Here is a 13,078-nt window from a genome sequence, read left to right as displayed (position 1 = left end):
TCACTGCTGCGCTCCCTCGGAGCTGTCGCTGCCGGCTCCGCTTTCGACGCGGGCGGCGTTGATGGCCTCCCACACCCGCAGCGGGCTGGTGGGCATGTCGATGTGGCGGACGCCGAGGTAGGACACGGCGTCGATCACCGCGCTCTGCACCGCGGGCGTGGCACCGATGGTGCCCGCCTCGCCGATGCCCTTGGCGCCGAGCGGGTTGAGGTTGGTGGGTGTGGCCATGTCCAGCAGCGTGAAGCTGGGCAGCTCGGCCGCCGACGGGAACGCGTAGTCGGCGAAGGTGGCCGTGAGCGGGTTGCCCTCGGAGTCGTAGACGACCTCCTCGAGCAGCGCCTGGGAGATGCCCTGGGCGATACCGCCGTGACGCTGGCCCTCGGCGAGCAGCGGGTTCACGATCGGCCCGGCGTCGTCGAGTGTGACGATCCGGTCGACCACGGCCTTGCCCGACTCGATGTCGACCTCCACGACCGCGACGTGCGCGCCGAACGGGAACGTCGGGGCGCCGCTGTCGAACACGGTGTCGACCTTCAGCTGCTCCTTCTCCGCGAGCTGGGCGAGCGTGACGCTCGTGTCCGTGCCCTTGACCGTGACCGCGCCCTCGGCGACCTCCAGGTCGTCGACGCTCGCCTCCAGGACGTCGGCCGCGCGCCGCTTCGCCAGCTCGACGAGCTCGCCCGCCGCCTGGTGGACGGCCACACCGCCGGTCTGCAGGCTGCGCGAGCCCATGGTGCCGGAACCCCGCGGGATGAGGTCGGTGTCGCCGTGCTTCACCGTGATCTTCTCGATGGGGATGCCCAGGTGCTCGCTGGCGAGCATCGACCACGCCGTGGCGTGACCCTGGCCGTGTGGTGAGGTACCGGTCAGCACCGTGACCGTGCCGTCGGCGTGCACCTCGACCGACGCGTCCTCGCTGAACGCGCCGCCGCCGGTGATCTCGACGTAGGCCGAGACGCCGATCCCGAGCTGGACGACGTCGCCACGCTCGCGGCGGGCGGCCTGCTCGGCGCGCAGCTCGGCGTAGCCCGCGCCCTCCAGCACCCGGTCGATGGCCTTCGCGTACTCGCCGCTGTCGTAGACGGCGCCGCCCTTGGTCTCGAACGGGAACGCGTCCGGCGGCACGACGTTGCGCTTGCGGACCTCGGCCGGGTCCTTGCCGATCTCGGCGGCGAACAGGTCCATGGCCCGCTCGATCGCCGCGGTGGCCTCCGGACGCCCGGCGCCGCGGTAGGCGCCCGTCGACGTCGTGGTGGTGACGACGGTGCGCGCCCGCGACTCGACCTTGGGGATGTCGTAGACACCAGGGGCCATCTGCCGGGTGAAGAACGGCAGGAACACGCCGAGACGCGGGTAGGCACCGGCGTCGGCCAGGATGTCGAGGCGGTAGGCGAGCACGTCGCCGTCGCGGTTGCCGCCGATCGTGATGGTCTGCAGCTGCGCCCGGCCCTGCAGCATCCCGGTGAGGTTCTCCGAGCGGGTCTCCGCCCAGCGCACGGGGCGGCCGACGGCCTTGGCGAGCCACACCACCAGCGCGAACTCGGGGTCGGCCCCGATCTTCGCACCGAAACCGCCGCCCACGTCGGGCGCGATCAGGTGGATCAGCGCGGCGTCGATGCCCAGCCACCCGGCGATCTCGTCCCGGGCGGACTGCGGGTTCTGGGTGGACGCCCAGAGGGTGACGCGCCCGTCGTCGCCCCAGACGGCGGCGGCGGCGCGCGTCTCCAGCGGAGAGGCGGCGAGGCGCTGGTTGACGATGTCCCGCGTGACGACGACGTCGCAGTCGTCGAAGAGGTGCTCGTCGAACTCCTTGTCGTGCCCGAAGCCGCCGGCGAGGTTGGTGCCGACCTCCTCGAACAGCAACACCTCGTCCGCGAGCGCGGCCCTGGGGTCGACCACCGCAGGCAGCGGGTCGTAGTCGACCTCGACCAGGTCGGCGGCGTCCTGGCCCTGGTAGACCTGCTCGGTCAGTACGGCGGCCACCGGCTCGCCGACGAACCGCACCTTGTCGGTGGCCAGCCAGGGTCGGACCATGCCGGGGTTGGCGCCCGCGAACAACAGCGCCGGCGCCAGGTCGACGTCGGCCCCGGTGAACACCGCGACGACGCCGGGCGCCTCGCGGGCGGCCTCGACGTCGACGGCGGTGATCCGCGCGTGCGCGAGCGGGGACCGCACGAGCGTGAGGTGCAAGGCACCGTTCAGCCGCTCGTCGGTCAGGTCATCGGTGTAGGTGGCGCCCCGGGAGAGGAACACCGGATCCTCTGTACGGACGACGCGCGTGCCCATGATGCTCATCGCCGTCGAGCCTAGTCCGGAGCTGCTCTGATCGCGTGGCGCAGCGCGTCACACGATCTCCCGGGACGCCACCGGGACTCACCCGTTCACGATGGGCAACTGGACCCGGCCGCCACTGCTGGTGAACTCCTCGGCCTTCTCCGACATACCGGCCTCGATCGCCTCCACGCTCGTCAGCCCGTGCGCCTCCGCGTACTCGCGGACGTCCTGCGTGATGCGCATCGAGCAGAACTTCGGCCCGCACATCGAGCAGAAGTGCGCGGTCTTGGCCGGCTCGGCCGGCAGCGTCTCGTCGTGGAAGGACAGCGCCGTGTCCGGATCGAGCGAGAGGTGGAACTGGTCGAGCCAGCGGAACTCGAACCGGGCGGCGGACAGCGCGTCGTCGCGGGCCTGGGCCCTGGGGTGCTCCTTCGCGAGGTCGGCGGCATGCGCGGCGATCTTGTAGGTGATCACGCCGGTCTTGACGTCGTCCCGGTCCGGCAGGCCGAGGTGCTCCTTCGGCGTGACGTAGCAGAGCATCGCGGTGCCGCGGGCCGCGATCGTGGCGGCGCCGATCGCGCTGGTGATGTGGTCGTAGCCGGGCGCGATGTCGGTGGCGAGCGGGCCGAGGGTGTAGAACGGCGCCTCGCCGCACCACTCCTCCTCCAGCCGCACGTTCTCCGCGATCTTGTGCAGCGGGACGTGGCCGGGCCCCTCGATCATCACCTGCACGTCCCGTGCCCTGGCGATGGCCGTGAGCTCTCCGAGGGTCCGCAGCTCGGCGAGCTGCGCCTCGTCGTTGGCGTCGGCGATCGAGCCGGGCCGCAGCCCGTCGCCGAGGGAGAACGTGACGTCGTAGGCGCGGAGGATCTCGCAGAGCTCCTCGAACCTCGTGTAGAGGAACGACTCGCGGTGGTGCGCGAGGCACCAGGCCGCCATGATCGACCCGCCACGCGACACGATGCCCGTGACGCGCTTCGCGGTGAGCGGCACGTAGCGCAGCAGGACGCCGGCGTGCACCGTCATGTAGTCGACGCCCTGCTCGCACTGCTCGATCACGGTGTCGCGGTAGACCTCCCACGACAGCTTCGCCGGGTCGCCGTCCACCTTCTCCAGCGCCTGGTAGATCGGCACCGTGCCGATCGGGACGGGGGAGTTCCGCAGGATCCACTCGCGCGTCTCGTGGATGTTCCTGCCGGTCGACAGGTCCATGACGGTGTCGGCGCCCCAGCGGGTGGCCCACACCATCTTCTCCACCTCCTCCTCGATCGAGGAGGTCACCGCCGAGTTGCCGAGGTTGGCGTTGATCTTCACCAGGAACGACTTGCCGATGATCATCGGCTCGGCCTCGGGGTGGCACCGGTTCGCCGGGATCACGGCCCGGCCGCGGGCGACCTCGGACCGCACCAGCTCCGCGTCCACCCCCTCCCGGATCGCGATGAACCGCATCTCCGGGGTGACCACCCCGGCCCGGGCCCAGGCCAGCTGCGTGGCGGCGCCGTCCACCGGCTCCCGGGCGGCGATCCACGGGGCACGCAGTGCCGGCAGGCCGGCGCGGACGTCGATCGTGGCGTCGGCGTCCGTGTACGGCCCTGATGTGTCGTAGACGTCGTGGTGTTCGCCGGTGCTGAGCTCCACCCGGCGGACCGGGACCCGCAGGTCGTCCGGGCCGTCCAGGTACACCTTGTGCGAGCCCCTGATGGGACCGGTGGTGACCTCGGGGCGGACCGAACGGTCCTCGAGTGCCGTCATGGCATCGTCCTTCCTACGCCGGCATTACCCGGACAGGTTCTGCGGTCGGCGGCGATGGTCAGCCGCCCTCTCAGCCCGTTCGATCACGAGCTCCCGCGTGTCATCTGGAGTTGTGCTCACCGGTCGAGCGACCGGGAGATCAGGGGGTGGGCTCCTCCCACCAGTGGCGCACCGCCCACAGCGGCGACACCGGCCCGTGGCCGGCACCGAGTGGGTAGGAGTGCCGGACGGCCTCCACGACGTAGCGCTTGCCGAACGCGACCGCCTCCGGCACGGCCAGGCCCCGGGCGAGCCCGGACGCGATGGCCGCGCCCATGCTGTCGCCGCCGCCGTGGGTGTTGCCGGTGTCGAAGCGGGGCCCGGGCAGCTCGGTGAAGGTGTGGCCGTCGTAGAGGAGGTCGACGCACCTGTCGACGTCCTCCTCCAGGTGGCCGCCCTTCACCAGCACGTACTGCGGCCCGAGGCCGTGCAGCACCTTCGCGGCGTCGTACTGCGCGCTGCGGTCGTGGACGTCGATCCCGACCAGTAACCGCACCTCGTCGAGGTTCGGGGTGATGACGGTGGCGCGCGGGAACAGCAGCGTGCGGTAGGCGTCCAGCGCCTCGTCGGCCAGCAGCGGGTCACCGTGCATCGACGCCGCGACCGGGTCGATCACGAACGGGATGGGGCCGGTGCCGCCGATCCCCACCCGGTCGCAGGCCGCCACGATGGCCTCGATGATCGGGCGGCTCGCGAGCATGCCGGTCTTCGCCGCGTCCAGCCCGATGTCGCCGGCCACGGTCTCGATCTGGGCGGCCACCGTCTCCGGCGGGATCGGGTGCACGCCCGTGACGCCCACGGAGTTCTGCACGGTGACCGCGGTGACCGCGATGCATCCGTGTACCCCGCAGCCGGTGAACGCGCGCAGGTCGGCGGCGACTCCGGCGCCCCCACCCGAGTCCGTGCCCGCGATCGTGAGCACCCGCGGCGGTGTGACGCCCACCGTCGGCTCTCCCATGTTGCCTCCCTACGCCGGCATTACCCGGACAGGTTCCTGCGGTCGGCGGCGCCCAGCCGCCCTCTCAGCCCGCTGCTGCGAGCTCCCGTGGTACCCCGACCGTAACCTGGGCGACGCCCGGTGCGCCAGAGATCACGGAATGTTCAAGGTCGCCCCCGGGTTGCCCACGGATATGCCATTGACAGGTGAGTACGAGATCAGCCCCGTCGGCTGGGTCCGCGACCAGACCGAGAAGATCTTCGAGACCGGCACCACGGAGAGCGTCGACATCAAGGGCCGCAAGGTGATCCTGCTGACCACCCGCGGCGCGAAGTCCGGGAAGCTGCGCAAGGTGCCGCTCATGCGCGTCGAGCACGACGGCCGGTACGCGATCGTCGCCTCGCTCGGCGGCGCCCCGAAGAACCCGGTCTGGTACTACAACGTGAAGGCCGACCCGCACGTCGAGCTGCAGGACGGCACCGTCTCCAAGGACTACGTCGCCCGCGAGGTCACCGGCGACGAGAAGGCCACCTGGTGGGAGCGGGCCGTCGAGGCGTACCCCGACTACGCCGACTACCAGAAGAAGACCGACCGCCAGATCCCCGTCTTCCTGCTGGAGCCGGCCGAGGCCTGAGCCTCCGGTGCGACCGCGGCGCCGGCCGCCGGGCAGCCGGGTCTCGGCGCCCCTCCGGCCGGTGCCGTGTGTGTCGGACCCCGCCGTAGCCCGCCCTCACGCCTCCTGGAGCGCGCGGATCGGCGGCACGCGACCGGCACGGACGGCCGGTGCCATCGCAGCCAATGCCGCCACGACGACGACCCCGACAACGAGCCCGGTGAGCGTCAGAATGGGCAGCGAGAGGCTTGTGGCGAGGCCGAGCACCTGCATGCCGAGCGCGCCGTAGACCGCACCGAGCACGGCCCCGACCACGGCGGCACCCGCGCCGGTCAGAGCGGCCTCCCAGGCCACCATCGAACGGACGCCGCGCCGGGACAGCCCCACCGCGCGCAGCAGCCCGGTCTCCCTGGTCCGTTCCGTCACCGACAGCGTCAGCGTGACGCCCACCCCCACCACGGCGACGAGCGCGGTCATCCCGACGAGCCCGAACCCGATGAGCTGCGCGATGGCGAGCGTCTCCTCCACCTGGTCCCGCACGTCCCCGGCGTACTGCACCAGCGCGCCCGGCGCCCCGCTCGCCCCCTGCTCGACAGCCTCGCGGGCCTCGTCCTCCGCGACCCCCGGCGCGGGGTCGACGAACACGGCAGGCCCGTCGGCCCGCACCGTCAGCCGGGGATCGGCAGCCAGCCGGGCCGCCAGTGCCGCGGCGCCTTCGGCGTCCCCCGTCGCGACGACGACGTCGGTCGGGAACATCTCGGCGATGTTCTGCTCGGCTCCTGCGCGGACCGACGACACCCCGACCAGCAGGGCCGACGTCAGGCCGACGCCGAGAGCCAACACCGAGATCGTCGCCGCGGTGCGTCGGGGCACCTGGGCGGCGTTGGCCACCGCGAGCCGCCCGGACGCGCCGCCGATCGCGGCGATGGGACGCCCGGCGACCGCCACCAGCCCCCGCACCAGCACGGGGCCGATGACGATGAGCGCGCCGAACGCGACGATCCCGGATCCCGCCACGACCAGCATCGCGAGCTCGTCGGAGGTCCGCGCGACGCCGAGTGCCAGTGCGGCGAGGCCGCCTGCGGCCACCGCCAGTACGGCGGCGACCGCGATCCGGCGTCCGGCGCGGGGTGTTCCGGCGTCCGAGGCGTCGGCGACACCCAGTGCGGCCACCGGGGGGATGCGCGCCGCCGCCAGCGCGGGTGCGAGCGCGGCCAGCACCGTCGCCAGCACGGCCACCACCAGCACCCCGGCGAGCCCCGCCCACCACACCACCAGGCCCGGCACGTCCTGCATGCCGCTCGCGCGCATCGCCGCGACCAGCCCGTACCCGGCGAGCAACGCCAACCCCACGCCCAAGGCTCCCGCGACGAGGCCGGTGACGACCGCCTCGGCGAGCACGGCCCGGACCACCTGCCCCCGCCGTGCCCCCACGCACCGCAGCAGGGCCATCTGCGTGCGCCGCTGGGTGAGCACGATGCGGAAGGTGGACGCGACGATCACGGAGGCCGCGACCAAGGCCAGCGCCGCGAACACGCCGACGCCGACGAGCACGGCGCTCACCGAGGCCGACCCGTCTGCGAGCTCGGCCGCTCGCTGCTCGCTGCCCGTCCGTGCGGCGTCGGGGGCTCCGAGGGCAGCGGAGATACGGGCAGCCAGCTCCGCGGGGTCGACCCCCGGATCCGCGGCGACGTCCACCTGTTCGAGAAAGCCGCCGAGTGCCGACATGGCGTCGGGAGTGGTGACGAGCGAGTTCAGCCCTCCGTCGTCCAGCGGCACCACGGCGGTGACCGTCACCGTCTGCGGGGCCCCCGCACCCGCGGACAGCGTGACCGTGTCGCCCGGCGCGAGGTCGGTGCGCTTCGCCGTGCCCTCGCCCACCGCCACCTCGTCGAGTCCCGCCGGCAACGTGCCCCGCACCGGAGGTGCGGAAAGGCGGGTGAGGGGCCCGGTCATCGGATCGGACGTCACCCGCCAGGTCGTGGCCGCGCCTGCGCCCCCGACGGTCGGGTAGAGCTCCCGCAGCTCCACGGCCTGCGCCACGCCGTCCACGGAGGACACCCGGCCGTCGAGGTCGGCACGGGCGTCCTCCGGCAGGCGGTCCGGCATGACGACAGCCGCGACCGTGTCGGGCGTCTCCACGCTGGTGGCGCCCAGGTACGAGCGCAGCGTCTCGCCGAACAGGAGCGTGCCGGCCGCGAAGACCGTGGCCACCGTGATGGCGAGCCCCGTGAGCAGCAGGCGTCCCGGACGGCGGCGGGTCTCGGCGAGCAGCGCCCCCGCCGCACCGGCGGCCATCAGATACCCGCCCGGGCGCCGGACAGCGCAGACAGTGCGGAGAGAACGGAGTCCGGGCGCGGGTCGGGCACCGAGCCGGCCACGCGACCGTCCCGCAGCAGGACCACCTCGTCGGCGAACGAGGCCGCGACCGGGTCGTGCGTCACCATCACGACGGTCTGGCCGAGCTCCCTGACCGACGTGCGCAGCAGGTGCAGCAGTTCGTGGCCACTGGCGGTGTCGAGGTTGCCGGTCGGCTCGTCCGCGAAGACCACCTCGGGCCGGCCCAGCAGCGCCCTGGCCACGGCGACCCGCTGCTGCTGGCCGCCCGACAGCTGGGTGGGGCGGTGCGTGAGCCGGTCGCCGATGCCGAGCAGGCCGACGAGGGTGTCGCGCCACGCCCGGTCGGGACGGCGCCCCGCCAGCCGTGCGGGCAGCTCGATGTTCTGCGCCGCGGTCAGCTGGGGCAGCAGGTTGAAGGCCTGGAACACAAACCCGATCCGGTCGCGACGCAGAGCGGTCAGCTGGGCGTCGCTGCACGCGCCCAGTTCGGTGTCGCCGAGGAGGACCTGGCCGGACGTGGCGTTGTCCAGCCCGGCGAGCAGGTGCAGCAGCGTGGACTTGCCGGAACCGGACGGCCCCATGATCGCGGTGAACCGGGCCGCGGGTACGGCGAGATCCACCCCGTCGAGCGCGCGGACGGCGGCATCGCCGCGACCGTGGACCTTCACGAGGTCGACGGCGCGGATGGCCGGACGGAGGTGGCGCGACGGCGCCCGCAGGTCGGCACCGGGCGGCAGCGGACCGGTCACCGCCGCGCACCCGGCGTGCCGAACCGCTCCAGGAGCGGCAGCGCCGCCATCAACGCCAGGACGAGCAGGCCCGTCGCCCATGCCGCGGTGCCCAACACCGCAGCGATCATGTCCGTCATGACCGGAACGATCTCAGTGCAGCTGCATGGCGCACCTCGTCCGGAGGACCGAACGGAACGCCCGGACCTCGTACTTCCGGCCGAGGGGGCACGAGCGGAGGCGCAATAGGCTCGTTGCATGATCCGCCCGCTCCGCTGGGTCCGGCGGCATGTCGACCTGGTGGTCGAGCTGGCCGCCTACGCGGTGTGGCTCCTGGCCGACGCCGTCATCTCCCACACCACCGGCAACTACCTCCCCGTCGTCGCCGGGATCGCCGTCGCCGGGATCGTCCTGCTGCGCAGGCGGCCGGGCGCGGACGCGGTCCTCGTCGCCGTGTTCGCGGTGGGCTCCTCGCTGACGATCTCGGTCCTCACCCTGACCCCGGCGGTCGGGCTGCTGGGCCGCCCGAACGGCCCCTACTTCCTCTCCTTCGCGGAGCTGCTCGCGCTCGCCGTGGCTGTCGTCACCGTGCTGCGCCGCTGCCGGCTGCGCCCCGCGCTGCTGCTCACCGCGGCCGCCGCGGTGGCGATCGTCGGGTCGCCGGTCATCCGATTCGCCCAGGACGACGCCCGCGGGCTCGCCCTGCCGTGCGCGCTCGGCTGGGGCGGCGCCGTCGCCGTCGGGCTCGTCCTGCGCGAGGTCGAGACGCGCAGGCGCGCGGCACTCGCGGACGTCCGGGCGGCGGAGCGGATGGAGCTCGCCCGCGAGCTGCACGACGTGGTCGCCCACCACGTCACCGGGATCGTCGTGGCTGCTCAGGCCGCGGCGGTGGTGGCCCGCACCTCCCCCGACGACGTCGACAGGGCGCTCGCCGCGATCGAGACAGCAGGAACGGACGCGCTGGCCGCGATGCGCCGGATGGTCGGGGTGCTGCGCGGCCAGGACGGGACGGAGGCCACGCGCACCCCGGGCGCGGAGCTGCGCGAGGTCCACACGCTCGTCCGCCGGTTCGACCCCGACGCCCGGCTCGTGCGGCTCGCGACCGCGCCCGGGCTGGAGCACGCCGTGCTGCCCGCGGGGATCGCCGCAACCGGGTACCGGGTCGTACAGGAAGCTCTGACCAACGTCCGCAGGCATGCTCCGGACGCCACAGCCGTGGAGGTGGACGTCCGGATGCGCGAGGAGGCACTGGTGGTGTCGGTCCGCAATGACGGGGTGTCCGCGGGGGGCGCCGGGCCACGCGCGGGGTCGAGCGGCTTCGGGCTCGCCGGGATGGCCGAGCGGGTGGGCGCGCTGGACGGCACGCTCACCGCCGGGCCGACGGGCCCCGGGGAGTGGACGGTGTCGGTGCGCCTGCCGCTGCGGGGCGCACGGTGATCCGGGTCCTGCTCGCCGACGACCAGGAGATGGTGCGCACCGGTTTCCGGCTGATCCTGTCGGCCGAGGACGGCATCGAGGTGGTCGGCGAGGCCGGCACCGGGGTCGACGCCATCGCCCGCGCCCGCGAGCTGCGGCCGGACGTCGTGCTCATGGACATCCGCATGCCCGAGCTGGACGGGCTGGAGGCCACGCGTCTGCTGATGGCCGACCGGGAGCCGCCGCGGATCGTCGTCGTCACGACGTTCGACCTCGACGAGTACGTGTACGGCGCACTGCGGGTGGGGGCGTGCGGGTTCCTGCTCAAGGACGCCGGGCCACGGCTGCTCGTCGAGGCGGTGCGGGCCGCGGCGGCGGGTGACGCGCTCGTCTCGCCGTCGGTCACCGTGCGGCTGCTGAAGCACCTGGCCACCCGGCCGGCCACGGGGTCCCCGCTGCCCGACCCGCTCTCCCCACGGGAGCTGGACGTCGTGCGGGCCGTCGCCCGGGGCCGCACGAACGCGGAGATCGCGGCCGAGCTGTTCGTCTCCCTGTCGACGGTGAAGACGCACCTCACCAACGTCCAGGCCAAGCTGTCGGCCCGGAACCGGGTGGAGATCGCCGCGTGGGCGTGGGAGCACGGCTACGTGCGCTGACCCAGGGTGGTGTCGGCACAGCTGGTGGTGTCAGCGCAGCTCGGTGGGCACCGCGACCACGTCGACCATCGCTCCGTTGCGCAGCACGGTGACCGGCAGCGGCACCCCGATCGCGTCGCCGAAGAGCTGGCGCTGCACGCCCTGCGCGTCCTGCACCGGGCGCCGGCCGACGTCGAGCACGAGGTCGCCGGCCCGCAGTCCGGCCTGGGCAGCCGGGCTGCCGCCGATCACCTCGGCGAGGCGCAGCCCGCTGCCTCGGCCGTAGCGCTCGGCGACCGTCGCCGGCACGGGCGCGGGGGCGCCGACGACCCCGAGGTAGGCGCGCCGCACCCGCCCGTCGGCGAGCAGGGCGGCCACGATCCGCCGCGTCGTCGCGTTGACCGGCACCGCCAGCCCGAGCCCGACCCCGGCGACGGCGGTGTTGATCCCGACCACGCGCCCGCGGCTGTCGGCGAGCGCTCCCCCCGAGTTGCCGGGGTTGAGCGCCGCGTCGGTCTGGATGACGTCCTCCACGACGCGGCCCGCGCTCCCGCTGCGGGTGGGCAGGGCCCGGCCGAGCGCGCTCACGACGCCTGCCGTCACCGAGCCGGCGAGGCCCAGCGGGTTGCCGACGGCCACCACGAGCTGGCCGACGACGAGCTCGTCGGCGTCGCCGAGCCGCGCAGGCGGCGGCAGGTCGCCCGGCCGTGCGGCCCGGAGCACCGCGAGATCGGAGAGAGGGTCGGTGCCCACCACGACGATGTCGGACTGGGTGCCGTCGACGAAGTCGGCGCGGCCCCGGGTGGCCTCGCCGACCACGTGGGCGTTGGTGACCAGTACGCCGTCGGCGTCGACGACCACGGCGGAGCCGCTGCCACGCCCGGTGCGGATCGCCGCCACCCGGCCGGTCAGCTCGGCCGCCACCGCACTGACGGTGCGGGAGTAGGAGTCGAGTTCGTCCATGGCGACCTCCTTCTGCTTACAGTGTTGCAGAAGTCGGAACGCCAGGCTCTCCGCTCGTGTTCCTGCCGCTCCTAGACGTCCTCTGCCTGCTGGGTGGCCGGATCCCACGACAGCCCCGGCACCCCCCACTCGAGCTGCTTGAGCATCCGGCGGGCGGCCCGCTGGTTGCGCCCGACGAGCCGGTCGAGGTAGATCACGCCGTCGAGGTGGTCGGTCTCGTGCTGCAGGCACCGGGCCAGGAACCCGCGGCCCTCCACCGCCACCGGCGTCCCGTCGATGTCCGAGCCCGTGACACGGGCCCACTCCGCACGGCCCGTCGGGAAGTGCTCGCCCGGCACCGAGAGGCAGCCCTCCTCGTCGTCCTCGGGGTCGGGCATCGTCTCGGGACGTTCCGAGGTCTCCAGCACGGGGTTGACGACGACGCCACGCACCCTCTCCCGCAGTTCCTCGTCGGGGCAGTCGTAGACGAACAGGCGCAGGTCGACACCGATCTGGTTCGCTGCGAGGCCGACGCCGTCAGCAGCAGCCATGGTGTCGAACATGTCCTCGACCAGCGCCTTCAGCTCGTCGTCGAAGACCTCGACGGGCCGGGTGGGCGTGTGCAGGACAGGGTCACCGACGATGCGGATGGGACGGACGGCCACGGTGATGACAGTAGTCGCCGCTGGGGTACCGACCGTCGATCCACTCCTCCGGGTGCTGCGTGCCTGACCGCTTTCCGTCGGTCCATCGTGGTTGAATGGCCGCCGCGAATGACAGGCATGTCATTCGCCGACGGCCAGGCCTGCAAGGAGCGTGATGGAGTCCGCCACCGGCCCCAGCGGGGGGTCTCCCGCCGGGAGCGCCAACCGCGAGCTGGACCGCAGGGAACGCGAGATCCTCGCATTCGAGGGTCAGTGGTGGAAGTACGCCGGCGCGAAGGAACAGGCGATCCGCGAGCTGTTCGACATGTCGGCCACCCGCTACTACCAGGTCCTCAACGCACTGATCGACAAGCCGGAGGCGCTCGCCGCCGACCCACTGCTCGTACGCAGGCTCCGACGGCTGCGCAGCAGCCGGCAGCGCACTCGTGCGGCGCGTCGCCTGGGCATCGAGCCGTGGTAGCGGCACCATGATCGCCCCGGCCGCTGAACGGAACTAACCCCCCACCGGAGGCATTCGTGACCGCACCCGCTTCGTCCGGGGGGCCGTCTCCGCTGCGAATCGGCGGTCTCGCACTGATCGGTATCGGGATCATCGCCGGCGTCGTCGGTCTCACCGCGCTCGCCACCGGCGGTGGCGGCGACAACGGCTCGCAGGCGGCTGCGCCACCCCCGTCCACCCAGGTCACCGACACCCCCGCTCCCAGCGCGAGCGCGGCCGTCCCGCCCACCAGCGGTAC

Annotated in this window: 12 protein-coding genes and 1 pseudogene; 5 read left to right on the top strand and 8 right to left on the bottom strand. The window is 73.2% G+C overall.

The window, feature by feature from the left end; translation table 11 throughout:
- The 3 genes from HF577_RS09820 to thiD form a co-directional block, all read right to left on the bottom strand.
- Positions 1-2,295, bottom strand: coding sequence for a xanthine dehydrogenase family protein molybdopterin-binding subunit (locus HF577_RS09820; RefSeq protein WP_169395452.1), 2,295 nt, complete (start codon positions 2,293-2,295; stop codon positions 1-3).
- A gap of 78 nt (positions 2,296-2,373) precedes the next feature.
- Complete coding sequence (thiC, locus tag HF577_RS09815; RefSeq protein WP_169395451.1) at positions 2,374-4,026, bottom strand: phosphomethylpyrimidine synthase ThiC; 1,653 nt, start codon at positions 4,024-4,026, stop codon at positions 2,374-2,376.
- A gap of 139 nt (positions 4,027-4,165) precedes the next feature.
- Positions 4,166-5,023, bottom strand: coding sequence for a bifunctional hydroxymethylpyrimidine kinase/phosphomethylpyrimidine kinase (gene thiD, locus HF577_RS09810; RefSeq protein WP_169395450.1), 858 nt, complete (start codon positions 5,021-5,023; stop codon positions 4,166-4,168).
- A gap of 172 nt (positions 5,024-5,195) precedes the next feature.
- Here thiD and HF577_RS09805 point away from each other — a divergent pair, with 172 nt between their 5' ends.
- Entirely contained in the window at positions 5,196-5,636 is a 441-nt protein-coding gene (locus HF577_RS09805; protein WP_169395449.1) for a nitroreductase family deazaflavin-dependent oxidoreductase, read from the top strand.
- 96 nt (positions 5,637-5,732) lie between these two features.
- Here HF577_RS09805 and HF577_RS09800 read toward each other — a convergent pair whose 3' ends face one another.
- From HF577_RS09800 to HF577_RS39180, 3 genes are read right to left on the bottom strand one after another with little or no spacing between them, the layout of a single operon-like run.
- A complete protein-coding gene (locus tag HF577_RS09800) occupies positions 5,733-7,913 on the bottom strand; it encodes an FtsX-like permease family protein (protein ID WP_169395448.1) in 2,181 nt (726 codons plus the stop codon).
- On the bottom strand, positions 7,913-8,704 hold the full coding sequence (locus tag HF577_RS09795; protein WP_407692197.1) for an ABC transporter ATP-binding protein: 792 nt from the start codon (positions 8,702-8,704) through the stop codon (positions 7,913-7,915). The genes HF577_RS09800 and HF577_RS09795 overlap by 1 nt, the downstream gene beginning before the upstream one ends.
- Entirely contained in the window at positions 8,701-8,823 is a 123-nt protein-coding gene (locus tag HF577_RS39180; RefSeq protein WP_281359713.1) for a hypothetical protein, read from the bottom strand. Before HF577_RS39180 ends, HF577_RS09795 begins: the two co-directional genes overlap by 4 nt.
- Positions 8,824-8,941: 118 nt before the next feature.
- On the opposite strand from HF577_RS39180, the gene HF577_RS09790 reads away from it, so the two are divergent.
- A complete protein-coding gene (locus HF577_RS09790) occupies positions 8,942-10,120 on the top strand; it encodes a sensor histidine kinase (RefSeq protein ID WP_169395446.1) in 1,179 nt (392 codons plus the stop codon).
- On the top strand, positions 10,117-10,755 hold the full coding sequence (locus HF577_RS09785) for a response regulator transcription factor (RefSeq protein ID WP_312859038.1): 639 nt from the start codon (positions 10,117-10,119) through the stop codon (positions 10,753-10,755). Before HF577_RS09790 ends, HF577_RS09785 begins: the two co-directional genes overlap by 4 nt.
- A gap of 30 nt (positions 10,756-10,785) precedes the next feature.
- On the opposite strand, the gene HF577_RS09780 is transcribed toward HF577_RS09785, so the two are convergent.
- A complete protein-coding gene (locus HF577_RS09780; RefSeq protein WP_169395445.1) occupies positions 10,786-11,697 on the bottom strand; it encodes a S1C family serine protease in 912 nt (303 codons plus the stop codon).
- A gap of 71 nt (positions 11,698-11,768) precedes the next feature.
- Entirely contained in the window at positions 11,769-12,341 is a 573-nt protein-coding gene (locus HF577_RS09775; protein WP_169395444.1) for a peptide deformylase, read from the bottom strand.
- A 154-nt stretch (positions 12,342-12,495) separates the two neighbouring features.
- Here HF577_RS09775 and HF577_RS09770 point away from each other — a divergent pair, with 154 nt between their 5' ends.
- Both HF577_RS09770 and HF577_RS09765 read left to right on the top strand, forming a co-directional pair.
- Positions 12,496-12,801, top strand: a complete 306-nt coding sequence (locus HF577_RS09770; RefSeq protein ID WP_169395443.1) for a DUF3263 domain-containing protein — start codon at positions 12,496-12,498, stop codon at positions 12,799-12,801.
- Between the two features lie 56 nt (positions 12,802-12,857).
- Positions 12,858-13,078: pseudogene (locus tag HF577_RS09765) on the top strand (LytR C-terminal domain-containing protein); the annotation flags it as partial.

The sequence above is a fragment of the Pseudonocardia xinjiangensis genome (assembly GCF_012911925.1).
Classification (GTDB): Bacteria; Actinomycetota; Actinomycetes; order Mycobacteriales; family Pseudonocardiaceae; genus Pseudonocardia; species Pseudonocardia xinjiangensis.
This window is presented reverse-complemented; position numbering and strand designations above follow the sequence as displayed.

Coding starts and splice junctions, on each gene's coding strand:
- HF577_RS09770 (WP_169395443.1), top strand. CDS start 12,496: ATGGAGTCCGCCACCGGCCCCAGCGGGGGGTCTCCCGCCGGGAGCGCC.
- HF577_RS09805 (WP_169395449.1), top strand. CDS start 5,196: ATGCCATTGACAGGTGAGTACGAGATCAGCCCCGTCGGCTGGGTCCGC.
- thiD (WP_169395450.1), bottom strand. CDS start 5,023: ATGGGAGAGCCGACGGTGGGCGTCACACCGCCGCGGGTGCTCACGATC.
- thiC (WP_169395451.1), bottom strand. CDS start 4,026: ATGACGGCACTCGAGGACCGTTCGGTCCGCCCCGAGGTCACCACCGGT.
- HF577_RS09790 (WP_169395446.1), top strand. CDS start 8,942: ATGATCCGCCCGCTCCGCTGGGTCCGGCGGCATGTCGACCTGGTGGTC.
- HF577_RS09820 (WP_169395452.1), bottom strand. CDS start 2,295: ATGAGCATCATGGGCACGCGCGTCGTCCGTACAGAGGATCCGGTGTTC.
- HF577_RS09800 (WP_169395448.1), bottom strand. CDS start 7,913: ATGGCCGCCGGTGCGGCGGGGGCGCTGCTCGCCGAGACCCGCCGCCGT.
- HF577_RS39180 (WP_281359713.1), bottom strand. CDS start 8,823: ATGACGGACATGATCGCTGCGGTGTTGGGCACCGCGGCATGGGCGACG.
- HF577_RS09780 (WP_169395445.1), bottom strand. CDS start 11,697: ATGGACGAACTCGACTCCTACTCCCGCACCGTCAGTGCGGTGGCGGCC.